We start from the raw sequence: 25,847 nt of genomic DNA, 5'->3' as shown, positions 1-25,847 counted from the left end.
GCCGCGATTTGGGCAAATGTGGCGCAGATGACTGCTAGAATCCCCCTGTTACAAACTTCCCCGGACCCGTGCACTTCATGCCCCAGTTTCCCCGGAATGCTGATTCGAGCCTGACACCAGGCAGCCGCTTCGCGCCACGCGCGGGCTGGCAGCGCCTGCGCGCCATCTTCTCGCTGAACGATCCGCGCTGGGGTCGCAACGGCGACGACGACGAGAAGAAGGACGGCCGCGACGACAACCGCCAGCAGAACCAGCGCCCGCAGCAGGATGGCGGCCCACCCGATCTGGACGAACTGTGGCGCGACTTCAACCGCCGCCTGAACGGCCTGCTCGGCCGCAAGGAAAACGGCGGTGGCGGCAACCAGGGCTTCGGCGGCCCGCGCACCCCGGGCAAGGGCTCGGGCGTTGGCGTCGGAGTGGTCGTGGCCGCGGTGGTCGGCATCTGGCTGGCCAGCGGCTTCTTCATGGTGCAGGAAGGCCAGACCGCCGTGATCCTGCAGTTCGGCAAGTTCAAGTATTCGACCGGTCCCGGCATCAACTGGCGGGCGCCCTGGCCGATCCAGTCGGGCGAGATCGTCAACCTGTCGGCGGTGCGCTCGGTCGAAGTGGGTCGTACCACGTCGATCAAGGACAGCAACCTGAAAGACTCGTCGATGCTGACGCAGGACGAGAACATCATCGACGTGCGCTTCACCGTGCAGTACGTCATCCAGGACGCGACCGAGTTCCTGTTCTTCAACAAGACCGATCGCGGCGGCGACGAGGAACTGGTGACCCAGGCCGCCGAGACCTCGGTGCGCGAGATCGTCGGCCGCAACAAGATGGACGCGGTGCTGTACGAGAACCGCGAGCAGATCGCGCAGGGCCTGGCCAAGTCGATTCAGGGCATCCTGTCGGCCTACAAGACCGGCATCCGCGTGCTGTCGGTCAACGTGCAGAGCGTGCAGCCCCCCGAGCAGGTGCAGGCGGCCTTCGATGACGTCAACAAGGCCAGCCAGGACCGCGAGCGCGCGATCAGCGAAGGCCAGGCTTATGCCAATGACATCATCCCCCGCGCCAAGGGTACCGCGGCGCGCCTGAAGGAAGAGGCCGAGGCCTACCGCTCCCGCGTGGTGGCACAGGCCGAGGGCGATTCCTCGCGCTTCCGCTCGGTCCAGGCCGAGTACGCCAAGGCGCCGCAGGTGACGCGCGACCGGATTTATCTCGAAACCATGCAGCAGATCTACGCCAATTCGACCAAGGTGCTGGTGGACGCGCGCCAGGGCAACAACCTTCTCTACCTGCCGCTGGACAAGCTGATGGCGCAAGGCGGCGATGGCCGTGGGGCCACCCCTGGCCCGGGCGCCGCCGGCACGCCGGCGCCGGCTCCCGAGACTTCGCCGGATACCCGGTCGCGCGAATCGCTGCGCAACCGTGACCGCGACTCGCGCTGAGGAGACCCGTCATGAACCGACTGATTTCCTTCTCGATCGGCTTTTTCATCCTGCTGGCCGTGCTGTCGTCGATGCTGTTCGTGGTCGACCAGCGCCAGTTCGCCGTGGTGTTCGCCTTCGGCGAGATCAAGCAGGTGGTGCGCGAGCCCGGCCTGCATTTCAAGCTGCCGCCGCCGTTCCAGAACGTGGTCTTCATGGACCGCCGCCTGCAGACTATCGACGTGGCCGCCAACGAGCGCTTCCTGACCGCCGAGAAGAAGAGCATGGTGGTGGACTGGTTCGTCAAATGGCGCATCACCGATCCGCGCAAGTTCTTCGTTGCCTTCGGCGGCAACCTGCGCGGCGCCCAGGACCGCATGACCCAGCGTATCGACGCGGTGGCGCGCGAGGAGTTCGGCAGGCGCACCGTGGCCGACGTGGTCGCGGGCGAGCGCGAGCAGGTGATGCAGGCTATCCGCAACGGCATGGTCGAATACGCCAAGTCGGTGGGCGTGGAGATCCTGGACGTGCGCCTGAAGCGCGTCGACCTGCTGCCGGCGATCAGTGAATCGGTGTACCGCCGCATGGAGGCAGAGCGCAAGCGCGTGGCCAACGAGCTGCGCTCCACCGGTGCCGCCGAGGGCGAAAAGATCCGCGCCGACGCCGACCGCCAGCGTGAAGTGGTGCTGGCCGAGGCCTATCGCGACGCCCAGGTGATCAAGGGCAATGGCGATGCCAAGGCATCGCAGATCTACGGCGATGCCTTTGGCCGCGACCCGCAGTTCGCGCAGTTCTGGCGCAGCATGGAAGCGTATCGCAACACCTTCCGCGACAAGCGCGACGTGCTGGTGCTGGAGCCCAATTCCGAGTTCTTCCGCTACATGCGTTCCAGCGGCGGCGCCGCGGCGGCGTCCGGCGGGTCCGGAGGCAACCGCTAGAACGTCCGCTAGTCCGTGTGGCGAATTGACGAAACCCCGGCTTGCCGGGGTTTTGTCCGGCTGGAGCCATCATTGCCGAGTGATGGACCGGGCGCGCGGCGAGGCAAGGCTGCGGCAACAATGTGCCCGGGCGTGGCCCGGCACCGCGGGCGCGGAGCCCGCGGGGTAACCGAATGACCGAGAAGAGATTCACCATGTCCAACCATTGGCTGCTGCCAGAAAACATTGCCGACGTGCTGCCGTCGGAAGCGCGCAAGATCGAAGAACTGCGCCGCCGCATGCTGGACCTGTTCCGCACCTACGGCTACGAGCTGGTGATGCCGCCGATGCTGGAGTACCTGGAGTCGCTGCTGACCGGTACCGGCCATGACCTCGATCTGCGCACGCTCAAGCTGGTGGACCAGCTGTCGGGCCGCACCATGGGCCTGCGTGCCGATATCACGCCGCAGGTCGCGCGCATCGACGCCCACCTGCTGAACCGGCCCGGCGTGACCCGCCTGTGCTATGCCGGCAACGTGTTGCACGCCCGGCCGGCGGGCTTTCATGCCACGCGCGAGCCGATCCAGATCGGCGCCGAAATCTACGGCCACGCCGGCCTCGAAGCCGACGTCGAGATCCAGGAACTGATGCTGGCTGCGCTGCAGGCTGCGGGCTTGTCGGAGATCCGCATCGACCTGTGCCATGCCGGCATCCTGGAAGCGCTGCTGGCGGGGCTGCCGTCGATCCGCAAGATCGAGGACGCGCTCTTTGCCGCGCTCGAGACCAAGGACGTGCCCGCGCTGCGCGAGCTGACCGTGGGCATGCCGCAGACCGAACGCGATGCGCTGCTGGCGCTGCCGACGCTGTACGGAGGGGTGGAAGTGCTGGACCGCGCCCGCGCCACGCTGCCGGCGAGCCCGGCGATCGGCCGCGCGCTGGACGAACTGGCCGCGCTGGCGGTGCAGGTGCGTGGCGCCAGCGTCAATGTCGACCTGTCGGACCTGCGCGGTTACCACTATCACAGTGGCGTGATGTTCGCGGCCTACGTGGCTGGTTTGCCCAACTACGTGGCCCGAGGCGGCCGCTATGACAAGGTGGGCGAAGCCTTCGGCCGCGCCCGCCCGGCGACAGGCTTCTCGCTCGACCTGCGTGAAGTGGCGTCGCTGTCACCGGTGGAAGTGCGCGCCCAGGCGATTTTCGCGCCCTGGGACGCGGATCCGGCACTGCGTGCGGCAATTTCCGCACTGCGCGCGGCCGGCGAGATCGTGATCCAGTCGCTGCCCGGCCATACCCACGAGCTCGACGAATTCAACTGCGATCGCCAGCTGGTGCGCCAGGATTCCGGCTGGGCCGTGGTGCCGCGCTGACGCCGGGCGAGCAATCCCGCCCAAAAATCGGGAATCGCCCTGCAACAAGAGTAGAATACGTTTTTAACCTATTGACCAAAGCAATATGTCCGCATCCGCAGTAGGCCAGGGACGCAATGTCGTCGTGATCGGCACCCAGTGGGGTGACGAAGGCAAAGGAAAAATCGTCGATTGGCTTACCGACCATGCAAAGGGCGTGGTGCGGTTCCAGGGAGGCCACAACGCTGGCCACACCCTGATCATCGGCGGCAAGAAGACCATTCTCCGCCTGATCCCGTCGGGCATCATGCGCGAAGGCACGATCTGCTACATCGGCAACGGTGTGGTGCTGTCGCCCGAGGCGCTGTTCCGTGAAATCGAAGAACTCGAAGCCGCCGGCCTGCAGGTGCAGAGCCGCCTGCGCATCTCCGAAGCGGCAACGCTGATCCTGCCGTACCACGTCGCGATCGACAAGGCCCGCGAAGCCCGTCGCGGCGCGGCCAAGATCGGCACCACCGGCCGCGGCATCGGCCCGGCGTACGAAGACAAGGTGGCCCGCCGCGCGCTGCGCGTGCAGGACCTGTTCGATCCCGAGCAGTTTGCCGAGCGCCTGCGCGAGAACCTGGACTACCACAACTTCATGCTGACCCAGTACCTGGGCGCCGAAGCCGTGGACTTCCAGCAGACGCTGGACGACGCGCTGGCCTTCGCGCCGCGCCTGGCCCCGATGGTGGCCGACGTCTCGGCCGAGCTGTATGCGGTCAACGCCGCCGGTGGCAACCTGATGTTCGAAGGCGCGCAAGGCACGCTGCTCGACGTCGACCACGGCACCTATCCGTTCGTGACTTCGAGCAACTGCGTGGCCGGTGCTGCCGCCGCGGGTGCCGGCGTCGGTCCGGGCCGCCTGAACTACATCCTGGGCATCACCAAGGCCTACTGCACGCGCGTGGGCTCGGGCCCGTTCCCGAGCGAGCTGTACGACAACGACAACCCGCAGCGCCAGGACCAGGTCGGCGTGCGCCTGGCCAACGTCGGCAAGGAATTCGGTTCCGTCACCGGCCGTCCGCGCCGCACCGGCTGGCTGGATGCCGCCGCGCTCAAGCGCTCGGTGCAGATCAACGGCGTGTCGGGCCTGTGCCTGACCAAGCTGGACGTGCTGGATGGCCTGGACAGCATCAAGCTGTGCGTCGGCTACACGCTGGACGGGCAGACCGTCGACATCCTGCCGCGCGGCTCTGACGCGGTGGCGCGCTGCGAGCCGGTCTATGAAGAGTTCCCTGGCTGGAACGAGTCGACCTTCGGCGTGAAGTCGTGGGACGCGCTGCCCGAGGCGGCCCGCGTCTACCTGAAGCGTGTGGAGGAAGTGGTCGGCATCCCGATCGACATGATCTCGACCGGCCCGGACCGCGACGAGACCATCCTGCTGCGTCATCCGTACAAGGCCTGACCCGGCAACCAGAAGCATGACGTAGTAGTGCCGCGGCGCCACGAACGCCGCGGCCTGCAACAGACCATCGGCCCGCGCAAGCGGGCCGAGCCTTATTTGCCATCCGGGCCATCCGGGCCGACCGGCCACGAAGATATCAAGAGCAAAACGATGAACCTGCCAACCAACGATGAAGAGAACCTGTGGGTCTCGTGGGATGAATACCACCGCCTGATCGCACGACTGTCGCTGAACGTGCATGAGTCGGGCTGGAAATTCGACAAGATCCTGTGCCTGGCGCGCGGCGGCCTGCGCGTGGGCGACCAGATGTCGCGCATCTTCGACGTGCCCCTGGCGATCCTGGCGACCAGCAGCTATCGCGAAGCTGCCGGCACGCAGCAGGGCGACCTCGATATCGCGCAGTACATCACCATGACGCGCGGCGAGCTGTCGGGCAGGATCCTGCTGGTCGATGACCTGGTCGATTCGGGCATCACGCTGGAACGCGTGGGCCGCCACCTGAAGGAGCGCTATCCGGCGGTGACCGAGGTGCGCTCGGCGGTACTGTGGTACAAGGCCTGCTCGAAGATCGAGCCGGATTACCATGTGACCTTCCTGCCGTCGAACCCCTGGATCCACCAGCCGTTCGAAGAGTACGACACGCTGCGCCCGCACAACCTGGGCGCCTGGCTCAAGCGCGGCAAGCGCGCCAGCCTGCTCGACGACGACGCGAACGCCTGAGCGCGCGCTGTCGCACCTGTGCCCGCGGTGCCCGCCGCGCGGCACGGGTATCGGTGGCGTCAAGATCCAGTGCTTGCCCGCGGAATGCCGGAATCGCCACTGAAGCTGTTACACTCCTCGACATTGCCGGACCGATGTGGTTCGGTTGCCGCGCAAGGCATTGTGCGCGGTTCCAAGGGCGGGAAAAAACCCGTACGCTGACGTATGACACCGCGGCAAGTTGCCGCCAGCAAGGAGTGGAAGTTGCCGGATCTGGTACGCCAACAAAGCGCCGAAAACAAAAAACCCGCAGGGCTCGAAAGCGCTGCGGGTTTCCCGGTGATCTGGTGCCCAGGAGAGGACTCGAACCTCCACAGTGTTGCCACCGCTAGGACCTGAACCTAGTGCGTCTACCAATTCCGCCACCTGGGCAGGTGTCGAAACAACCGAAGCGCTCATTATAGAGAGCGCGAGAATTTTGTCAAATAGTTTCCAGAAAAAATTGAATCAGAATAACTATCCGATCCCCAGCCGGGAAGAAATCCTGGGCGTGCTGAGAACGTCGGGATCTCCGCAGTCGGCAGGCGATATCGCCAAGGCCCTGTCGGTCACGCGCAAGGAGCATGACGGCTTCCAGAAGCGCCTGGCGGCGATGGAACGCGACGGCCAGATCGAACTGAACCGCAAGGGCCGCTATGAACTGGCCCACCAGCCCAACTTCGTCACCGGCCGCGTGCAGGGCCACCGCGACGGCTTCGGCTTCCTGATCCGCGACGATGGCGAGGACGATATCTTCCTGCCCGAGCGTGAGCTGCAGAAGGCCATGCACAACGACCGCGCGCAAGTGCGCGTGATGGGCTACGACCGCCGCGGCCGGCCCGAGGGGCAGATCGTCGAGATCATCGAGCGCGCCAACCGCTACGTGATCGGGCGGCTGCTCAGCGAGGGCGGCGTGCTGGTGGTCGCACCCGAGGACAAGCGCATCAGCCAGGACATCCTGATCCCGCCCAAGGCGCAGGGCAAGGCGCGCGTGGGGCAGGTGGTCAGCGTCGAGCTGATCGAATATCCGGACCGCTATGTGCAGCCGGTCGGCCGCGTGGTGGAGATCCTCGGCGAGATCGACGACCCCGGCATGGAGATCGAGATCGCGGTGCGCAAGTATGGCGTGCCGCATGCCTTCTCCCCGGCGGCGGCCAAGGAAGCCACTGCGTTGCCGGACGAGGTGCGCCAGGCCGACCTGGACCACCGCATCGACCTGCGCGACATCCCGCTGGTGACCATCGACGGCGAAGACGCGCGCGACTTCGACGACGCGGTCTACTGCGAGCCGGTCAAGATCGGCCGTGCCAAAGGCTGGCGCCTGATCGTGGCGATCGCCGACGTGTCGCATTACGTGCGCCCCGGCACGCCGCTGGATGCCGATGCGCTGGACCGCGCCACCTCGGTCTACTTCCCGCGCCGCGTGATTCCGATGCTGCCGGAGAAGCTGTCCAACGGGCTGTGCTCGCTCAATCCCAGCGTCGACCGGCTGTGCATGGTCTGCGATGCGGTGCTCACGGCCAAGGGTGAACTCAAGGGCTACCAGTTCTATCCCGCGGTGATGCACTCGACCGCGCGCCTGACCTACAACGAGGTCTGGTCGGTCCTGTCCAACACCAAGGGCCCGGAGGCGCACAAGCGCGCCGAGCTGGTGCCGCACCTGCAGAACCTGTACGAACTGTTCCAGGTCCTGCTGAAGGCGCGGCGCGAGCGCGGGGCGATCGACTTCGACACCACCGAGACCTATATCGTCTGCAATGCGCAGGGCAAGATCGAGCAGATCCTGCCGCGCACCCGCAACGATGCGCACCGGCTGATCGAGGAATGCATGCTGACCGCCAACGTGTGCGCGGCGGATTTCCTCGAGCGCTTCAAGCACCCGGCGCTGTACCGCATCCATGCCGGCCCGAGCGAAGAGAAGCTGAAGAACCTGCGCGAGTTCCTGAAGACCGCCGGCCTGTCGCTGGGCGGCGGCGACAAGCCGCAGGCGTCCGACTATGCCGAGGTGATGGACAAGATCAAGTCCCGCCCGGATGCGCCGATGCTGCAGACCATGCTGCTGCGCTCGATGCAGCAGGCCGTCTACAGCCCCGACAATATCGGCCATTTCGGCCTGGCGTATGGGGCCTACGCGCACTTCACCAGCCCGATCCGCCGCTATCCCGACCTGCTGGTGCACCGCGCGATCAAGGCGGTGCTCGCGCATACCAAGTACCAGCCGGCGTTTGCCCACGGCACCGAGCTAAACACCGCGATCTCGCCCAAGGCGCGCCGCCTGCAGGCCAAGGACGCCGAGCAGAAGGCGGAACTGGCCGCGGCGCGGGCCAGGCGCAACGAGGCCATCTGGGACGAGCTCGGCCTGCATTGCTCGGCCAACGAGCGCCGTGCCGACGAGGCGTCGCGCGATGTCGAGGCCTGGCTCAAGTGCTACTTCATGCGCGACAAGCTGGGCAGCGATTTTGCCGGCACCGTCAGCGCCGTGACGTCGTTCGGCATCTTCGTGCAGCTCGACGAGCTGTATGTCGAAGGGCTGGTGCACGTGACCGAACTGGGCAGCGATTACTTCCAGTACGACGAGGCCCGCAACGAACTGCGCGGCGAGCGTACCGGCATCCGTTATCGCCTGACCGACCGCGTGCGCGTGCAGGTGTCGCGTGTGGATCTCGATGCACGCAAGATCGACTTCCGCCTGGTTCAGGAACCGTCGGCCAAGACGTTGCGCGCGCGCGCAACGGGCACCGACACCCAGCCGCGCGTTCCGGCCGCCCACGCGGTGCCGGCGCGCAAGAAGGGCCGCCAGCTGGCGGCGCTGCTGGGCGGATCGTCCAAGCCGGAAGAGTCGTTCGACGAGACGCTCGACCGTGTCATCGAGGAGCAGCCGGTATTCGAAGCGGTGATCACGCCGCTCAAGCCGCACATCAGTACCGGCGGCAAGCCGGCCAAGCGCGCGGCCAAGCCCAAGCCCGCGCACCTTGAGAAGCCGCGCAAGCCGGCTTCGAAGTCGCGTCCTGCGAAGACCGCCGGCAAGTCTGCTGCCAAGCGCACCCCGCGCAAGCACTAAGGCGAGGCAAGCCGGGTTAGGGCCAACCGCCGTCCCCGCCTGCGCGGGGACGGCGCAGGGGCGAGTACAATCGCGCCCATGGCTAAACAAAAACTCCTGATCGGCTTCCACGCCGTGACCGCGCGCCTGCGGCAAGATCCCAAGGGCGTGTCGGATATCTACATCGAATCCGCCCGCCGCGACCGGCGCATGCAAGACTTCGTCCGCCTGGCCGAAAGCCTGGGCGTGCGCCTGCATCCCGTCGACGCCGAGCGCCTGCGCGGCATGGCCGGCACCGACCGGCACCAGGGCGTGGTAGCACGCGCCGAGGACGTTGCGCTGGCGTTGAACCTCGACGAACTGCTGGATGGCATCGAAGGCACGCCGCTGCTGCTGGTGCTCGACGGCGTCACCGATCCGCATAATCTCGGTGCCTGCCTGCGCGTGGCCGATGGCGCCGGCGCGCACGCGGTGATCGCGCCCAAGGACCGCAGCGTCGGCCTGAACGCAACCGTGGCCAAGGTGGCCAGCGGCGCGGCCGAGACCGTGCCGTATATCACCGTGACCAACCTGGCGCGCACGCTGCGCGAGCTGCAGGAACGCGGCGTCTGGGTGATCGGCACCGCCGACGGTACCGAGAAATCCCTCTATGACATCGACTTCAAGGGCCCGACCGCGATCGTGATGGGCGCCGAAGGCGAGGGCATGCGCCGCCTGACGCGCGAGACCTGCGACGAACTGGTCGGCATCCCGATGGCCGGCGGTGTCGAGAGCCTCAACGTCTCGGTGGCCAGCGGCGTCTGCCTGTACGAAGCGGTGCGCCAGCGGCGCCTGCCGCGCTGACGCCATGGTGGCCGATCCGCTGCGCCCCACGTCCGAGCCCTGGCCCGGGATGGAAGCGGTGCGTCGGCTGATCGCGCAGGCGCGCAGCATCTTCGTGCTGACGGGCGCCGGCATTTCGGCCGAGTCGGGCGTGCCGACCTTCCGCGATGCAATGACTGGCCTGTGGGAACGGTTCAATCCTGAGGAACTGGCCAGCGAAGAGGCTTACCGGCGCCAGCCCGAACTGGTGTGGGAGTGGTACCTGCACCGGCGCGCGCTGGTCGCGGCCGCCCATCCCAATCCGGCGCACCACGCGCTGGCGGCGCTGGCCGCGCAAAAGCACGTCACGCTGGTGACGCAGAACGTCGACGGCCTGCACCAGCGTGCCGGCAGCCAGCATGTGATCGAACTGCACGGCAACCTGTTCGCCAACAAATGGCTGGACGGGTGCGGGCGCTGCGACGAAGCCAGCGCATTGCCCGGCATGCCGCCGCGCTGCCACTTGTGCGGGGCGCTGATGCGCCCGGGCGTGGTGTGGTTCGGCGAAGACCTGCCGCGCGTGGCGCGCTTCCGCGCCGAGCATGCGGCGCAGACTTCGGACCTGTGCCTGGTGGTGGGGACGTCGGGACTGGTCTATCCCGCAGCCGCGCTGCCGGGGCTGGCGAAGGAGCACGGCGCGCCTGTCATCGTGATCAACCCGCTGCCGTCCGCGCTGGACCAGACCGCGGACCTGGTGGTGCCGGCAGCGGCAGGCGCCTTGCTGCCGCTGCTGTGGCCGCAGCCGGGCATGGAGCCCGACTGAGCCGGCACTGTCGGCTTATTTGGCGCTTATTTGGCAATCTCGCCGATCAACTTTTCCAGCTTGACCGCATCCGCGGCGAACAGGCGGATGCCTTCGGCCAGCTTCTCGGTGGCCATCGCGTCTTCATTCAGCTGCCAGCGGAATGCCGGCTCGTCCGCCGTGATGCGGGCGATATTGGCGGCCTGTGCCTGGTCGACCGACAGCTTGCGCTCTGGCGCACCCTGGCCGGCGGCCAGTTGCTCGAGCAGCTCCGGGCTGATGGTCAGCAGGTCGCAGCCGGCCAGCGACAGGATCTGCGCGGTGCTGCGGAAGCTGGCGCCCATCACCTCGGTCGGGTAGCCGAACTTCTTGTAGTAGTCGTAGATCTGCCGCACCGAGCGCACGCCGGGATCGTTGTCGCCGCCGTTGGCGACCGGGTCCCACTGCTCGCCGGCCTGCTTCTTGTACCAGTCGAAGATGCGGCCGACGAAGGGCGAGATCAGCTGCGCGCCCGCCTCGGCGCAGGCCACCGCCTGCACCAGCGAGAACAGCAGCGTCATGTTGCAGCGGATGCCGTCGCGCTGCAGGATCTCGGCCGCGCGGATGCCTTCCCAGGTCGACGCAATCTTGATCAGCACGCGCTCGCGCGCGATGCCGCGCTGCTCGTACAGCTGGATCAGGTGGCGGGCCTTGTTGACGGTGGCGGTGGTGTCGAACGACAGGCGCGCGTCGACTTCGGTCGAGACGCGGCCCGGCACGATCGCCAGGATCTCGCAGCCGAAGGCGATCAGCACTTCGTCCATCACCGCATCGACGCCGCCGTTGCCATGGTGATCCTGCACCGCCTTCTCCAGCAGGTGCCGGTATTCCGGCTTCTGCACGGCCTTCAGGATCAGCGAGGGGTTGGTGGTCGCGTCCTGCGGGGTGTATTGCTTCATCAGCTGGAAGTCGCCGGTATCGGCCACTACCGTGGTGAACTGCCTGAGTTGTTCGAGCTGGTTCATGTCGCTTAGTCGTTGGCGCTGAATCGTGGGCGATTCGGTTTGCGATGGCGGGGCGGCAAGCGCTGGCCCCGGCCGGACCATTGTACCGCCGGTGGCGGGGTATGCCGCTCAATCCGCTACACTATGCGTTTCCCCCAACGCGATCTGGCTGTTGTCATGACTCAGGATGAACTCAAGGCGTTGGTGGCGCAGGCCGCCGCCGACTATGTGAAGCAGGAAGTTCCCGAAGGTGCCGTGCTGGGCGTGGGCACCGGCTCCACCGCCAACCTCTTCATTGATGCCGTGGCGGCGTTCAAGGAGCGTTTCGAGGGTGCGGTGTCGAGCTCCGAGGCTTCCACGCGCCGCCTGCAGCAGCACGGGTTCAAGGTACTGGACCTGAACGAGGTCGATGAGATTCCCGTGTACGTCGACGGCGCCGACGAGATCGATGCCAGCGGCGCCATGGTCAAGGGCGGCGGCGGCGCGCTGACGCGCGAGAAGATCGTTGCCTCGGTGGCGAAGCGCTTTGTCTGCATCGCGGACGGCAGCAAGCTGGTCGGCACCATGGGTGCCTTCCCGCTGCCGGTCGAGGTGATTCCGATGGCACGTGCGGCGGTGGCGCGCAAGCTGCAGGCACTGGGCGGCCAGCCGAAGCTGCGCATGACGAAGGAAGGCGGCATCTACAAGACCGACAACGGCAATGTGATCCTCGACGTGGTCGGCCTGAAGATCGACGATCCGCGTGGCCTGGAGCAAACCGTCAACCAGGTGCCGGGCGTGGTCACCGTGGGCCTGTTCGCGCTGCGCGGCGCGGACGTGCTGCTGCTTGGCACCGGCGACGGTGTGCAGCGTACGGACTACTGATCCGCCGTCTGCGCCGTGACGCCGCTAAAACGGCCCAGCAAAAAGGGGTGCCTCGGGCACCCCTTTGTCGTTTGAGGCCGTCCGGAAATCAGGACTGCGGCGGCACGTAGCCCTGCGCCTGGTCGGCGCCTTCGCCGAAGAAGTACTTTTCGGTCTGCTTGATCAGGTACTGGCGCGCGCGCGTGTCCGCCATGTTGAGGCGGTTTTCATTGATCAGCATGGTCTGGTGCTTGAGCCAGCCGGCCCAGGCTTCCTTCGACACGCTTTGCCAGATCTTCTTGCCCAGTTCGCCGGGCAGCGGCGGGAAGTCGAGGCCTTCGGCTTCCTTGTTCAGCTTGATGCAATGGACCATGCGGGCCATGGGGGGACTCCTTGTACGTTCGTTAGACTGGGCTCGGGGCGCTGGCGCTATTGTAGCCAAGCAGGGCGGCAGGCCGCGCCCGGGTGGCCATTGACCCTACGCCGTCACAGTTTTTTCATCAGCACCATCGACTTGCGCTGCCAGTTGTAGAGCTTGCGCTTGTCTTCGGGCAGGTCGTCGACCGTGGCGTGGACGAAGCCGCGCTTGAGGAACCAGTGCTCGGTGCGCGTGGTGAGCACGAACAGGCGCTCAAGTCCGAGCGCGCGGGCGCGGCGCTCGATGCGCTTGAGCAGGCGCTCGCCGTCGCCGGTGCCCTGGGCCTCGGCGGAGACGGTCAGGCAGGCCATTTCGCCCATGTTCTCGCGCGGGTAGTCATAGAGCGCGGCGCAGCCGAACAGCACGCCATCGTGCTCGATCACCGAGAAGTTGGCGATATCGCGCTCGATCAGGTGGCGTCCGCGCGGCACCAGCGTGCCGTCCGCCTCCAGCGGCGCGATCAGCTGCAGGATGCCGCCGACATCGTCCAGCGTGGCTTCGCGCAGGCTTTCGAGGTCGGTATCGGACAGCATGGTGCCGACCCCGTCGTGCAGGAACAGTTCCAGCAGCACCGAGCCGTCCAGCGCATAGGGAATCAGGTGCGCGCGCGGCACGCCGCCCTTGAGCGCCTTGACCAGGTGGCGCAGGTAGTCGGCCACGTCGGGCGGCAGGTGGTTGTTCTGCAGGCGCTCCACGGCCGTGCGCAGCGACATTTCCGGCATCAGCTTGCCGACCGGGTCGGGCACGCCCGGCACCTCGGTGATGAAGATCAGCTTATCGGCCTTGAGCGCCGTGGCGGTGGCGCTGGCCACGTCTTCCATCGACAGGTTGAAGGCCTGGCCGGTCGGCGAGAAGCCCAGCGGCGACAGCAGCACCACCTTGCCGTGGGACAGCGACATGCGCACCGACTCGGCATCGATCTTGCGCACCAGCCCGGTGTGCTGGTAGTCGGTGCCGTTGACGATGCCGACCGGGCGTGCGGTGACGAAGTTGCCGGAAATCACCGACAGCTGCGCGCCGGCCATCGGCGTATTCGGCAAGCCCTGGCTGAAGGCGGCCTCGATATCGAGGCGCAGCTCGCCGGCGGCCTCCTTGGCGCATTCGAGCGCGGCGTTGTCGGTGATGCGCACGCCGTCGACGAATTGCGACTCGACATGGCGCAGCGCCAGCTGCTCTTCCACCTGCGGGCGCGAGCCATGCACCAGCACGATCTGCATGCCCATCGCATGCAGCAGCGCCACGTCGTTGACCAGCGCGTCGAGCACGCCCGACTTGACCAGTTCGCCCGCGAAGGCGATCACGAAGGTCTTGCCGCGGAAGGCGTGGATGTACGGCGCCACCATGCGCAGCCAGTCGACGAACTGCTGGTGGTCGGGGCCGCCGCGTTCGATGGCGTCGGCACCCGCCGGCAGCGGCGCGGTGGCGGGCACTGGGGAAATCGGGGCAGGCGGGGGCAGCTCGGCCGTGGCGGGAGGCTCCACTGCCGTGTCGGCTGTCGTATCGGGAGTGGGCGCCGGCTGAGGCGCGTCGGTTCTGGCGTTCATCCCGCGGATTATAATCCCGGCCAATGTCAGAACAACGCCCCTTCAAGGCTGCAAAGCCCGCCAGGCCAGGCCAATCCGCCGTCGCGCAGACGCCGGCCGGTGCCGGCCAGTCCACGCCATCCAATCCGTCCCGGCCGCCCCGGCCGCCCCGGCCGCCCCGGCCGTCCAAAGGGCAGGCCCCAGGGCCGACCCGTGGCCAGCCCCGGCCGCCCGCTGGCCGCACGGAGCCAGCTGCTGCCCGTCCGGCCGATGAACCCGGCCAGCGCCCGCCGCGCGGCCCGCGCCAGGAGCGCCCGCCGCGGCCACCGCGGGCGGTCAACCCGCTGCCCCCGATCACATTCCCCGAGGCCCTGCCGGTCTCGGCCCGCCGCGACGAGATCGCCGCGGCGCTGCTGGCGAACCAGGTCGTGATCGTCTCGGGCGAGACCGGCTCGGGCAAGACCACGCAGCTGCCCAAGATCTGCCTGTCGATCGGACGCGGGCCGGGGCGCGAGGGCGGGGGACTGATCGGCCACACCCAGCCGCGCCGCATCGCCGCGACCTCCACCGCCAAGCGCATCGCGCAGGAGCTGGGGTCGCCGGTGGGCGAGCATGTCGGCTACCAGGTGCGCTTCAACGACACCATGTCGGCGGGCGCGTCGGTCAAGCTGATGACCGACGGCATCCTGCTGGCCGAGACCCAGAACGACCCGCTGCTGCGCGCGTACGACACGCTCATCATCGACGAGGCGCACGAGCGCAGCCTGAACATCGACTTCCTGATCGGCTACCTGCGCCAGATCCTGCCGAAGCGGCCCGACCTGAAGGTGATCATCACCTCGGCCACCATCGATGCGCAGCGCTTTGCCGAGCATTTCACGCTCAACGGCAAGCCCGCGCCGGTGATCGAGGTCAGCGGCCGGCTGTATCCGGTGGAAGTGCGCTATCGCCCGATTACCGACGACGCGCCGCCGGGCGCCGCGCCGCGCAGCGCGCAGGCGCGCGAGCGCGACCTCTACGACGGCATTGTCGATGCCGTCGATGAACTGTGCCGCGTCGGCCCGGGCGACGTGCTGGTGTTCCTGCCGGGCGAACGCGAGATCCGCGAGGCGGCCGAGGCGCTGCGCAAGCACCATCCGCCGCATACCGAGATCCTGCCGCTGTTCGCGCGGCTGTCGGTGCAGGAGCAGGAGCGGGTGTTCAAGCCGTCCAACACGCGCCGCATCGTGCTGGCGACCAACGTCGCCGAGACCTCGCTGACGGTGCCGGGCATCCGCTACGTGGTCGATACCGGGATGGCGCGCGTCAAGCGCTATTCGTACCGCAACAAGGTCGAGCAGCTGCAGGTCGAATCGATCTCGCAGGCCGCTGCCAACCAGCGCGCTGGCCGTTGCGGCCGCGTGGCCAACGGCGTGTGCATCCGGCTATACGAAGAGTCGGATTTCACCGGCCGCCCGCGCTTCACCGATCCGGAAATCCTGCGCTCGTCGCTGGCGGCGGTGATCCTGCGCATGAAGGCGCTGCGGCTGACCGATATCGAATCGTTCCCGTTTATCGAGCCGCCGCTGGGCCGCGCCGTTGCCGACGGCTACCAGCTGCTGCAGGAGCTGGGCGCGGTCGACGACGCCAACCAGCTCACGCCGACCGGGCGGCAACTGGCCAAGCTGCCGCTGGACCCGCGCGTGGGCCGCATGATCCTGGCCGCGCGCGAGCACCACTGCCTGCGCGAGGTGCTGGTCATCGCCAGCGCGCTGTCGGTGCAGGATCCGCGCGACCGTCCGCAGGAGGCGCAGGAAGCCGCCGACCAGGCGCACCGCAAGTTCATGGACGAGAAGTCCGAGTTCCTGGGCTGGGTCAAGCTGTGGAAGTGGTTCGAGGACGCGGTCGCGCACAAGAAGTCCAACCGCCAGCTGCAGGACCAGTGCCGCGCCCACTTCCTGTCGCATCTGCGCCTGCGCGAATGGCGCGACGTCCATTCGCAACTGCTGACCACGGTCGCCGAGCAGGGCTGGCGCCTGAACGAAAGCGAGCCGACCTACGAGCAGGTGCACAAGGCGCTGCTGACCGGCCTGCTCGGCAACGTCGGCGTGCGTATCGAGGATGGCGACGGCAAGGGCCGCGAGTACCTGGGCGCGCGCGGCATCAAGTTCCACCTGTGGCCGGGCTCGCTGATCGCGCGCAAGGTCGGCCGCTGGATCGTGGCGGCCGAGCTGGTCGAGACCAGCCGCCTGTTCGCGCGCACGCTGGCGCGGATCGAGCCGGAGTGGCTGGAGCAGGTCGGCGGCCACCTGCTCAAGGTGAGCTGGAGCGATCCGCACTGGGAAAAGAAGGCCGGCCAGGTGCTGGCGCTGGAACGGGCCACGCTGTATGGCCTGGTGGTCTACCAGCACCGCCGCGTCCACTACGGTCCGATGAACCCGCAGGAAGCGCGCGAGCTCTTTATCCGCCGCGCGCTGGTCGAGGGCGAATTCGATACGCGCCTGCCGTTCTTCGCGCACAACCAGCGCCTGGTGCGCGAGATCGAAAACCTGGAGCACAAGTCGCGCCGGCAGGACGTGCTGGTCGACGACGAGCTGATCTACGCCTTCTACGATCGCGCCATCCCGGCGGAGATCAACCAGCAGACGACCTTCGAGCAGTGGTACCAGGCGGAAAGCGCCCGGGACCGCAAGCTGCTCTACCTCAACCGCGACGAGCTGATGCGGCACGAGGCGGCCGGCATCACCACCGACCTGTTTCCCAAGACCATGAACGTGGCCGGGGTGGACATGGGGCTGACCTACCATTTCGAGCCCGGCAGCCACCGCGACGGCGTGACGCTGACCGTGCCGCTGTACGCGCTCAACCAGGTGCGGCAGGAGCGTGCCGACTGGCTGGTGCCAGGCATGATCAAGGAAAAGGTCCACCTGCTGCTGAAGTCGCTGCCGCAGAAGCTGCGCCGCCATTGCGTGCCGTTGCCGGACTTTGCCGCCGGCTTTGTCTCGCGCCAGCCGTTCGGCGAGGGCGAGTTGCTGGACGTGCTGATCGCCGATATCCGTGAAGAGACCGGCACCATGGTCAAGCGCGCCGACTTCAAGCTGGAAACGCTGCCGGCGCACCATGCGATGAACTTCAAGGTCATCGACGAGCATGGCCGCCAGCTCGACATGGGCCGCAACCTGGCGCAACTGCGCGCCGAGCTGGGCGGCCAGGCGCAGCAGTCGTTCCAGCGCGTTGCCGCGCAGGCGGCCGCTCAAGCCGCTGCGCAAGCCGGCTCGCCCGAGCAGGCCGCGCAGCTGCCGGCCGCCGAGCCTGGCCAGTACGAGAACCTGACCGGCTGGACCTTCGGCGAGCTGCCCGAGCTGCTGGAGATCCGCAAGGGCAGCCAGACGCTGTTCGGCTACCCGGCGCTGGTCGACCGCGGCACGCACTGCGACGTCGAGGTCTTCGACGATCCGCAGGAAGCCGCGCGCATCCACTATCTGGGGCTGCGCCGGCTGTTCGCGCTGCAGCTGCGCGAGCAGGTCAAGTTCATCGAAAAGAACATCCCCGGGCTGCAGCAGATGGCGATGCAGTACATGACGCTGGGGACGCAGGAAATGCTGCGCGACCAGATCGTGATGCTGGCGCTGGAACGCGCCTGCATGCAGCCGCCGCTGCCGCGCAACGAGGCCGAGTTCAACGCCCGCAAGGACGAAGGCCGCACGCGGCTGTCGCTGCTGGCGCAGGAGATCGCACGGCTGGCCGGCGCGATCCTTGCCGAATACGCCGGACTGCCGCGCAAGCTGCTGCAGGCCAGGCCGTTCGCCGCCGCCTACGCCGACATGGAAGCGCAGCTCGGCCGGCTGATGGGCAAGCGCTTTATCGACGAGACGCCGTACATGCAGCTGGTCCACTTCCCGCGCTACCTGAAGGGCATCGCCATGCGCATCGACAAGCTCAAGGGAGATCCGGCGCGCGATACCCAGCGCATTCAGGAGATGGCGCCGCTGGTGCAGCAATGGCAGCGCGCCGAAAAGCAACTGCGCACGCAAGGCCGCGGCGGCGAGGACGCGCGGCTGGAGGAGTTCCGCTGGATGCTGGAGGAGCTGCGCATCGCGCTGTTCGCGCAGGAACTGCGCACGCCCGTGCCGATGTCGGTGAAGCGGCTGCAGAAGGTGTGGGAATCGATGCAGCGCTGACGCGCGGGCGCTGGTACGGCCGCGAATGGTCGTGCCGGCGCAACAATCTGCCAAATTCTTCTCCGCCGTCAGCCGGGACGTCAGCGGAATTAGTCGCCCGAACGTTAGAATCGCCGATTCAGTTCTTCTTGTAGCGGGTCTTATGTTTGCATTGCGTCGGTGGGTGGCTGGTGGGATCACGGTGGGCGCGCTCGCGCTGGGCCTGATGGCCGCGCCGGCATCGGCGGAAGTGGTGGTGATCCTCAATTCGGGTGATGCAACCGTCACGCTGATCGACAAGGACACGCAGAAGGTGCTGGAGACCTTCCCGGTTGGCAAGGAGCCGCATCACCTGATCGCGACGCCCGACGACAAGTCGCTGATCGTTGCCAACGCGGTCGGCAACGACCTGGTGTTCCTGGACCCGGTAACCGGCAAGGTGCAGCAGCGCGTGCCCAATATCGACGACCCCTACCAGATCGGCTTCTCGCCCGACCAGAAGTGGTTCGTCGCCACCGGCAACCGGCTCGACCGCGTCGACGTCTACCGCTGGGACGGCAAGGCGCTGAAGCTGGCCAGGCAATACCCGCTGGCCAAGACCCCCAGCCATATCGCGTTTACCGCCGACAGCCGCATCGCCTTTATCACGCTGCAGGACTCCAATGAGATCGCCGCGATCGACCTGATCACGCAGAACGTGTTGTGGCGCATGGAGGCCGGCTCCGCGCCGGCCGGCATCTGGGTCACGCCGGACCAGAAATACCTGCTGGTTGGCATGACCGGCGCGGACTACATTGCGGTGATCGACTGGCGCGCCCGCACGGTGGTCAAGCAGATCCAGACCGGCAAGGGCGCGCACAACTTCCGCGCGGTGGGAGACAGGCGCCACCTGTTCCTGAGCAACCGCGTGACCGGCAGCATCAGCATCATCGACCAGCAGACGCTGGCCAAGATCGGCGACATTACCGGACTGCCGCCCGGGCCGGACGACATGGAGCTGACCGCCGACGGCAAGACGCTGTGGGTGACGTTCCGCTGGGCGCGCTCGGTCGGGCTGATCGACGTGCCGAGCCGCAAGCTGGTCAAGACCGTGCGCGTCGGCCGCTCGCCGCACGGCATCTACTTCCGCACGCGCGCGCCGCTGTACTGAACGAAGCGGGGCAGGATCATGCGCGATACCAGGGCTTCGCGATTCGGACGATTCAGGCGACTCGGCAGGATGCTGGCGGGGCTCGCGCTTGCCGGCGCCTTGCCCTCCGCGCTGCATGCCGCGGATGCCACCGGCGCCACGGCGAAGGCCTGCCCGGCCGGCACGCTCTACCTGACCTTCGATACCGGCAGCATGAGCCAGGCGCAGTTGATCGCCGACACCCTGCGCCGGCACAAGATCCGCGCGACCTTCTTCCTGGCCAACGAACCGACGGTGCGGCAGGACAGTTCGCTCGACCCGTCCTGGGCGCCGTACTGGAAGGCGCTGGCCGCGGACGGCCATGCCTTTGGCACGCATACATTCGACCATGTCTACCTGCGCAGCGTGCGCGGCGGGCAGGTGACCATGCGGCCGCAGTTCGGCGCGCAGGCGGGCAAGGACACCGTGATGGATGCCGCCGGCTTCTGCCGCGAACTGCGCCGCAGCGCCGACGCCTTTCGTGACATGACGGGCGCCGAGATGATGCCGCTCTGGCGCGCCCCGGGCGGCCGCACCGCGCCGCAGACGCTGCAATGGGCCGAGCAGTGCGGCTTCCGCCACGTCGGCTGGGCGCCGGCCGGCTTCCTGGGCGATGAGCTGGCGTCGGACCGCTACCCGAATGCGATGCTGCTCGAGCGCGCGCTCGGCAAGCTGCGCGATGGCGACATCACCATGGCGCACCTGGGCATCTGGTCGCGCAAGGATCCGTGGGCGCCGGGCGTGCTGGAGCCGCTGCTGTCCGGGCTGGAACGCAAGGGCTTCTGCTTCGCGACGCTGCGCGAGCATCCGGCCTACCGCGGCTGGATTGCCCGGCATGCCAGCGGACAACAGGAGGGCAGGCGGTAATGTGGGAGTCGCTCAACGGCTGGATCGGACAGGTCGAAGGCACGCTGTTCCAGGACGTGGTGCTGCCGGTGGTCTATGACCTCGGGTTTGGCCGCTATGCCGAAGAGGCATTCACCGGCACCGAGTGGCTGCTGGTCGGGCTGGTGCAGATCGCCGTGATGTTCCTGATCCTGGGGCCGCTGGAAAAATGGCGTCCGGTCGAGCCGGTGGCCGACCGCGCCGCGATCCGCACCGACATGCTCTACACGGCGATCCACCGCCTCGGACTGTTCCGGCTTGCCATGTTCTTCCTGCTGGCGCCGCTGACCGACTCGCTCGAGGGGCACCTGCGGCTGATGGGCTGGCACCGGATCAATGTCGAGGACTGGTGGCCGGGCGTGACCTCGGTGCCGCTGGTCAGCTTCTTCGTCTACCTGCTGCTGTTCGACCTGCTCGACTACTGGTACCACCGCCTGTCGCATACGTTCCGCTGGTGGTGGCACCTGCACGCGGTGCACCACAGCCAGCGCCAGATGACGCTGTGGAGCGACAACCGCAACCACCTGCTCGACGACACGCTGCGCGACCTGGTGTTCGCGCTGGTGGCGCTGGGCGTCGGCGTCGAGCCTTCGCAATACGTGTTGCTGGTGGCGCTGTCGCAGCTGCTGCAGAGCCTGCAGCATGCCAACGTGCGGCTGCATTTCGGCGCCCTCGGCGAACGCCTGCTGATCTCGCCGCGCTTCCATCGCACCCATCATGCGGTCGGCATCGGCCATGAGGCCGACGGCGCCCCGGCGCGGCTGGGCGGCTGCAACTACGGCGTGATCTTCCCGTGGTGGGACATGCTGTTCGGCACCGCGGTCTTCACCGGGACCTACCATCCCACCGGTATCCGCGACCAGCTGCCGCCGCCGCTGGGCAAGGGCCACGACTACGGGGTGGGTTTCCTCGCCCACCAGTGGTACGGCATCAAGCGCCTGCTGCGGCTGCGCTGAAGCGAACCTCTACCGCCGGCGCCGCAGGCCGCGCGGCGGCGGCAAGTGGCGTATGCTAGTGTTCCGGTTTGCCGCCGGCCCCGGCTCCAACGCCGGCTGTTTCCGCCTCTTTTTCGCCTCTTCCACTGCATAAACGCCGAGTCCACGCTCGGCCCCACGCTGCATGAACGATATCTTCCGCTCGTTTGGCCGCGCGCTTGTCAGCCAGCTGCATCCCCGCATGCTGCTGCTGACCGTGCTGCCTTTCGTCCTGTCCACGCTCTTCTGGGGCGGGCTGCTCTGGTGGGGCTGGGATCCCATCATGACCGCCACGCGCGGTTTCCTCGAAACCTCGGTGCTGACCAGCTGGATCTACAGCGCACTGGACTGGCTCAGCCTGCAATCGATGCGCGCCGTGGTGGCGCCGCTGTTCGTCGCGGCGCTGGCGGTCCCGCTGGTGATCGCATCGATGCTGATGTTTATCGGCGTGTTCTCGGTGCCGGCGGTGGTGCGCCACCTGGAGCGCAGCTACCCGGACCTGGCCAAGTCTCACGGCGGCAGCTTGCTCGGCAGCGTGTTCCAGTCGCTGGCCAGCACCGTCGTATTCCTGTTGCTGGTGCTGGTGACGCTGCCGCTGTGGCTGGTGCCGCCTTTCTTCGCGCTGATCCCGCCGGTGCTGTGGGGCTGGCTGACCTACCGGGTGATGACCTATGACGCGCTGTCCGACCATGCCAGCGCGGAGGAACGCAAGACGCTGATGCAGCGCCATCGCACGCCGCTGCTGGTGATCGGCGTGGCCGTGGGTCTGCTGGGCTCGGCGCCGACGCTGCTGTGGGTGTCGTCCGCGGCGGTGATCTTCCTGTTCCCGTTCGTGCTGGCCGGCATGCTGTGGCTGTACGTGCTGATTTTTATCTTTTCTGCGCTGTGGTTCGGCCACTTCTGCCTGCGCGCGCTGGCGCAGCTGCGCGCCGAACGCGCCGCACAGCCCCCGGCGCAGCAGCCCGCCGGCCCGTCCGCGGGCGGCGACATCATCGACCTGGCGCCCTCCGACGTGCGGCGCATCGAACATTCCTGAAGCGAGGGCAACATGGGTTTCGGCCTGATCATCATCGGCGACGAGATTCTGTCGGGGCGGCGCGAAGACAAGCACCTGCGCCGCACCATCGAACTGCTGGGCGCGCGCGGCCTGGTCCTGGACTGGGCGCAATATGTCGGCGACGACCGCGAACGCATCACCGCCACGCTCGCGCGCACCCTCGCCGGGCCTGACGTGGTGTTCTGCACCGGCGGCATCGGCGCAACGCCCGACGACCATACGCGCCAGTGCGCGGCCGCGGCGCTGGGCGTGGCGCTCCAGCTGCATCCCGACGCGCGCGAGCAGATCGCGCTGCGCATCGCGGAGACCGCCGGCGGCGATCCCGTCAAGGCCGACCTGAACCAGCCGGAAAACCAGCACCGGTTCAAGATGGGCGAGTTCCCCGAGGGCGCGCGCATCATCCCCAACAGCTACAACCGCATCCCGGGCTTTTCCGTGGGACATCACCACTTCATGCCCGGCTTCCCGGTGATGGCATGGCCGATGATGGAATGGGTGCTCGACCATGAGTATGCGCACCTGTTCCACCAGGTGCAGCACCAGGAGCGCGCCTTCTATGTGTTCGAGGCGCCCGAGTCCACGCTGACGCCGCTGATGGAGAAGGTCGAAGCCGCCTTTGCCGGCATCCGCGTGTTCAGCCTGCCTTCGGTCGGCGACGTGCAGCGCGGCGACCGCTTCGCGCGCCGGCATATCGACCTCGGGGTCAAGGGGCCAGCCGACCTGGTGGCGCCCGCCTATGCCATGCTGCTGGACGGGGTGCGCGCGATGGGGTTTGAGGTCGTCGAGCAGCCGGCGCGGGAGTCGGCGCAGGCCTGAGCTTTCGCGGGCGGGGGAGCAAACAAAAAGGGGCAGCCTGGCTGCCCCTTTCGTCGTGCTGGCGCGGTGGTGCGGTAGCGCTCAGGCGCCGTGCCATGGCAGGCCGCGCACGCACCAGCCTTCGACCGTCTTGCGGTGGTGGTGTTCGTCGCGATTGCCCTCGAAACCTTCCAGCACGTCCATGGCGAAGTGGTAGCCGGCGTCGGTCGCCACGCGCGCGGCGTGCTTGGAGCGGGCCGCGCTGCGGCACAGGAACAGCACCGGCACGTCGGCCGGGACGCGCGCCTTCAGTTCCTCGATGAAGCGGGCGTTCTGCGCGCCGCCGGGGTAGGACATCCATTCGACATGGGCGAACTGCGCGTCGGGCACATCGACGCCGCCGACCCAGTCCAGTTCGGCCTGCGTGCGCACGTCGACCAGGACCGCGGCGGGGTCGTTCTGCAGCAGGGCATAGGCTTCCTGCGGCGACAGCGCACCGAAGTACGGAAGCTGGTTCTGTTGCTGGCGCTGCTGGGCGGCCTGGAGGAGATCGTCTCGGGTGGTCATCTGCGTGACAAAGGAAATGGATGGAATAGAGGGCGCGAAGGCCGTAACCCGGTATTCTATAGCGCCGCGGCAACCCGGCGGCCGGAACGCACGCCGTGCTGGCTGGATGGCGCCACGACCGGGCAAGAAATTACCGTTTTTGGTGCTGTGGCACTAATGTGGTGCGATAACTTGCTCATTGCACCATTGTGGTGTTTTATTGGTGAGCGGTCTGCGAACGTGCATGTCGATGGTGCGCCACCCGGTCGCGCCGTGGCGCGACGATCCGGACGGCGCCTACCCCGCGACGGTGCGCGGTTCGCCGGAGTTGCACATTTTTCGGGCCGGGGAGGATAGTGGGGCGTTTGCTTGGCACGCTTTCTGCTAACATTCCTCGTCCTTTCGTGGCAAGGTCGGCAAGCGCGGCAACATGCAGCGGCGCCGCCGGCGACAGGCCCAAGCATTGGCTTTCTCAGACCTCAGACATTTGCCGAATACCCAGGAGATTGGCATGGCCCACAGCGTTGCAGACGTGATGAAGCTGGTGAAGGAAAACGACGTCAAGTTCGTCGACTTCCGTTTCACCGATACCAAAGGCAAGGAGCAACACGTGTCCGTGCCCGTGTCGCACTTCGATGAAGACAAGTTCGAAAGCGGCCACGCTTTCGACGGCTCGTCGATCGCCGGCTGGAAGGGTATCGAAGCTTCGGACATGCTGCTGATGCCGGATTCGAACACGGCTCACATCGACCCGTTCTATGAAGAGCCGACCCTGGTGCTGTCGTGCGACGTGATCGAGCCGTCGGACGGCAAGGGCTATGACCGCGACCCGCGTTCGATCGCCAAGCGCGCCGAAGCCTACCTGAAGAGCACCGGCCTGGGCGACACCGCCTTCTTCGGTCCGGAACCCGAATTCTTCATCTTCGACGGCGTGACCTGGAACGTCGACATGCAGGGCTGCTTCGTGAAGATCCATTCCGAAGAAGCCCCGTGGTCGTCGGGCAAGGAATTCGAGCACGGCAACGCCGGCCACCGTCCGGGCAAGAAGGGCGGCTATTTCCCGGTCGCCCCGATCGACACCTTCCAGGACATGCGTTCGGAAATGTGCCTGATCCTGGAATCGCTGGGCATTCCCGTTGAAGTCCACCACCACGAAGTGGCAGGCCAGGGCCAGAACGAAATCGGCACCAAGTTCAGCACGCTGGTGCAGCGCGCCGACTGGACCCAGCTGCAGAAGTACGTGATCCAGAACGTCGCCCACACCTACGGCAAGACCGCTACGTTCATGCCGAAGCCGGTCGTTGGCGACAACGGCTCGGGCATGCACGTGCACCAGTCCGTGTGGAAGGACGGCCAGAACCTGTTCGCCGGCAACGGCTACGCCGGCCTGTCGGAATTCGCGCTGTACTACATCGGCGGCATCATCAAGCACGCCCGCGCGCTGAACGCCATCACCAACCCGGGCACGAACTCGTACAAGCGCCTGGTGCCGGGCTTCGAGGCGCCGGTCAAGCTGGCCTACTCGGCCCGCAACCGTTCGGCGTCGATCCGCATCCCGTATGTGGCCAACCCGAAGGGCCGCCGCATCGAGACCCGCTTCCCGGATCCGCTGATGAACCCGTACCTGGGCTTCTCGGCGCTGCTGATGGCCGGCCTGGATGGCGTGATGAACAAGATCCACCCGGGCGAAGCCGCCGACAAGAACCTGTACGACCTGCCGCCGGAAGAGGATGCAAAGATCCCGACCGTCTGCTCGAGCCTCGACCAGTCGCTGGAGTACCTGGACAACGACCGCGAGTTCCTGACCCGCGGCGGCGTGTTCTCGAACTCGATGATCGATGCATACATCGAACTGAAGATGGAAGAGGTCACGCGTTTCCGCATGACCACGCACCCGGTCGAGTTCGAGATGTACTACTCGCTGTAAGCGGCCCTTGCCCGTGCATGACGCAGGTTGTGACCGGGCAACAGTTGCACCAGAAAGGGGCGGCTTCGGCTGTCCCTTTTTGCTTT

20 protein-coding genes and 1 tRNA gene are annotated in these 25,847 nt (G+C 67.1%); 16 read left to right on the top strand and 5 right to left on the bottom strand.

Features of this window, described 5'->3' with window-relative positions; genetic code table 11:
* The first annotated feature begins 77 nt into the window (after window positions 1-77).
* The 5 genes from hflK to JTE92_RS23265 all read left to right on the top strand — a co-directional run bounded on the left by hflK (window position 78) and on the right by JTE92_RS23265 (window position 5,842).
* Window positions 78-1,433 carry an FtsH protease activity modulator HflK gene (gene hflK / locus JTE92_RS23285; RefSeq protein ID WP_063238112.1) on the top strand — a complete coding sequence of 452 codons (1,356 nt, stop codon included), beginning with the start codon at window positions 78-80 and terminating at the stop codon, window positions 1,431-1,433.
* Window positions 1,434-1,444: 11 nt separating this feature from the next.
* A complete protein-coding gene (gene hflC / locus JTE92_RS23280; protein WP_063238111.1) occupies window positions 1,445-2,350 on the top strand; it encodes a protease modulator HflC in 906 nt (301 codons plus the stop codon).
* A gap of 194 nt (window positions 2,351-2,544) precedes the next feature.
* Window positions 2,545-3,696 carry an ATP phosphoribosyltransferase regulatory subunit gene (locus JTE92_RS23275; protein ID WP_063238154.1) on the top strand — a complete coding sequence of 384 codons (1,152 nt, stop codon included), beginning with the start codon at window positions 2,545-2,547 and terminating at the stop codon, window positions 3,694-3,696.
* 85 nt (window positions 3,697-3,781) lie between these two features.
* Window positions 3,782-5,122: an adenylosuccinate synthase gene (locus tag JTE92_RS23270; RefSeq protein ID WP_063238110.1), complete on the top strand. Its 1,341-nt coding sequence runs from the start codon at window positions 3,782-3,784 to the stop codon at window positions 5,120-5,122.
* A gap of 150 nt (window positions 5,123-5,272) precedes the next feature.
* A complete protein-coding gene (locus JTE92_RS23265; protein WP_063238153.1) occupies window positions 5,273-5,842 on the top strand; it encodes a phosphoribosyltransferase in 570 nt (189 codons plus the stop codon).
* 324 nt (window positions 5,843-6,166) lie between these two features.
* Here JTE92_RS23265 and JTE92_RS23260 read toward each other — a convergent pair.
* Window positions 6,167-6,253: transfer RNA gene (locus JTE92_RS23260), tRNA-Leu, on the bottom strand.
* Window positions 6,254-6,323: 70 nt separating this feature from the next.
* Here JTE92_RS23260 and rnr point away from each other — a divergent pair.
* From rnr to JTE92_RS23245, 3 genes are all read left to right on the top strand, one after another.
* Entirely contained in the window at window positions 6,324-8,921 is a 2,598-nt protein-coding gene (rnr, locus tag JTE92_RS23255; RefSeq protein ID WP_063238109.1) for a ribonuclease R, read from the top strand.
* A gap of 78 nt (window positions 8,922-8,999) precedes the next feature.
* A complete protein-coding gene (gene rlmB, locus JTE92_RS23250) occupies window positions 9,000-9,743 on the top strand; it encodes a 23S rRNA (guanosine(2251)-2'-O)-methyltransferase RlmB (RefSeq protein WP_063238108.1) in 744 nt (247 codons plus the stop codon).
* A 4-nt stretch (window positions 9,744-9,747) separates the two neighbouring features.
* Complete coding sequence (locus tag JTE92_RS23245; protein ID WP_084254497.1) at window positions 9,748-10,524, top strand: SIR2 family NAD-dependent protein deacylase; 777 nt, start codon at window positions 9,748-9,750, stop codon at window positions 10,522-10,524.
* Window positions 10,525-10,550: 26 nt separating this feature from the next.
* Here the strand turns inward: JTE92_RS23245 and tal are convergent, their stop codons facing one another.
* Complete coding sequence (tal, locus tag JTE92_RS23240; RefSeq protein ID WP_063238107.1) at window positions 10,551-11,507, bottom strand: transaldolase; 957 nt, start codon at window positions 11,505-11,507, stop codon at window positions 10,551-10,553.
* Window positions 11,508-11,663: 156 nt separating this feature from the next.
* Between tal and rpiA the strand changes: the two genes are divergently transcribed.
* Window positions 11,664-12,350 carry a ribose-5-phosphate isomerase RpiA gene (gene rpiA, locus JTE92_RS23235; protein ID WP_063238106.1) on the top strand — a complete coding sequence of 229 codons (687 nt, stop codon included), beginning with the start codon at window positions 11,664-11,666 and terminating at the stop codon, window positions 12,348-12,350.
* A gap of 88 nt (window positions 12,351-12,438) precedes the next feature.
* Here rpiA and JTE92_RS23230 read toward each other — a convergent pair whose 3' ends face one another.
* Both JTE92_RS23230 and argA read right to left on the bottom strand, forming a co-directional pair.
* Entirely contained in the window at window positions 12,439-12,711 is a 273-nt protein-coding gene (locus JTE92_RS23230; protein WP_029046163.1) for an oxidative damage protection protein, read from the bottom strand.
* A 104-nt stretch (window positions 12,712-12,815) separates the two neighbouring features.
* On the bottom strand, window positions 12,816-14,291 hold the full coding sequence (argA, locus tag JTE92_RS23225; protein ID WP_063238105.1) for an amino-acid N-acetyltransferase: 1,476 nt from the start codon (window positions 14,289-14,291) through the stop codon (window positions 12,816-12,818).
* A gap of 23 nt (window positions 14,292-14,314) precedes the next feature.
* Here argA and hrpA point away from each other — a divergent pair, with 23 nt between their 5' ends.
* The 6 genes from hrpA (at window position 14,315) to JTE92_RS23195 (ending at window position 23,309) form a co-directional block, all read left to right on the top strand.
* On the top strand, window positions 14,315-18,430 hold the full coding sequence (gene hrpA / locus JTE92_RS23220) for an ATP-dependent RNA helicase HrpA (RefSeq protein ID WP_063238104.1): 4,116 nt from the start codon (window positions 14,315-14,317) through the stop codon (window positions 18,428-18,430).
* Between the two features lie 142 nt (window positions 18,431-18,572).
* Entirely contained in the window at window positions 18,573-19,559 is a 987-nt protein-coding gene (locus tag JTE92_RS23215; RefSeq protein WP_063238103.1) for a YVTN family beta-propeller repeat protein, read from the top strand.
* An 18-nt stretch (window positions 19,560-19,577) separates the two neighbouring features.
* Window positions 19,578-20,444, top strand: coding sequence for a polysaccharide deacetylase family protein (locus tag JTE92_RS23210; protein ID WP_063238102.1), 867 nt, complete (start codon window positions 19,578-19,580; stop codon window positions 20,442-20,444).
* Window positions 20,444-21,418: a sterol desaturase family protein gene (locus tag JTE92_RS23205; RefSeq protein ID WP_063238101.1), complete on the top strand. Its 975-nt coding sequence runs from the start codon at window positions 20,444-20,446 to the stop codon at window positions 21,416-21,418. The genes JTE92_RS23210 and JTE92_RS23205 overlap by 1 nt, the downstream gene beginning before the upstream one ends.
* 163 nt (window positions 21,419-21,581) lie before the next feature.
* Complete coding sequence (locus JTE92_RS23200; protein ID WP_063238100.1) at window positions 21,582-22,472, top strand: EI24 domain-containing protein; 891 nt, start codon at window positions 21,582-21,584, stop codon at window positions 22,470-22,472.
* A 12-nt stretch (window positions 22,473-22,484) separates the two neighbouring features.
* Window positions 22,485-23,309, top strand: a complete 825-nt coding sequence (locus JTE92_RS23195) for a competence/damage-inducible protein A (protein WP_063238099.1) — start codon at window positions 22,485-22,487, stop codon at window positions 23,307-23,309.
* An 81-nt stretch (window positions 23,310-23,390) separates the two neighbouring features.
* Here JTE92_RS23195 and JTE92_RS23190 read toward each other — a convergent pair whose 3' ends face one another.
* On the bottom strand, window positions 23,391-23,855 hold the full coding sequence (locus tag JTE92_RS23190) for a rhodanese-like domain-containing protein (protein ID WP_063238098.1): 465 nt from the start codon (window positions 23,853-23,855) through the stop codon (window positions 23,391-23,393).
* A gap of 490 nt (window positions 23,856-24,345) precedes the next feature.
* Here JTE92_RS23190 and JTE92_RS23185 point away from each other — a divergent pair, with 490 nt between their 5' ends.
* The gene (locus JTE92_RS23185; RefSeq protein ID WP_063238097.1) at window positions 24,346-25,761 is read left to right on the top strand and encodes a 3-hydroxylaminophenol mutase; all 1,416 of its coding nucleotides are present in this window, start codon (window positions 24,346-24,348) and stop codon (window positions 25,759-25,761) included.
* Window positions 25,762-25,847: the final 86 nt, after the last annotated feature.

It is taken from the genome of Cupriavidus oxalaticus (assembly GCF_016894385.1).
GTDB lineage: Bacteria > Pseudomonadota > Gammaproteobacteria > Burkholderiales > Burkholderiaceae > Cupriavidus > Cupriavidus oxalaticus.
The sequence above is the reverse complement of the archived record's forward strand: the minus strand, read 5'-3'. Positions and strand labels throughout refer to the sequence as shown.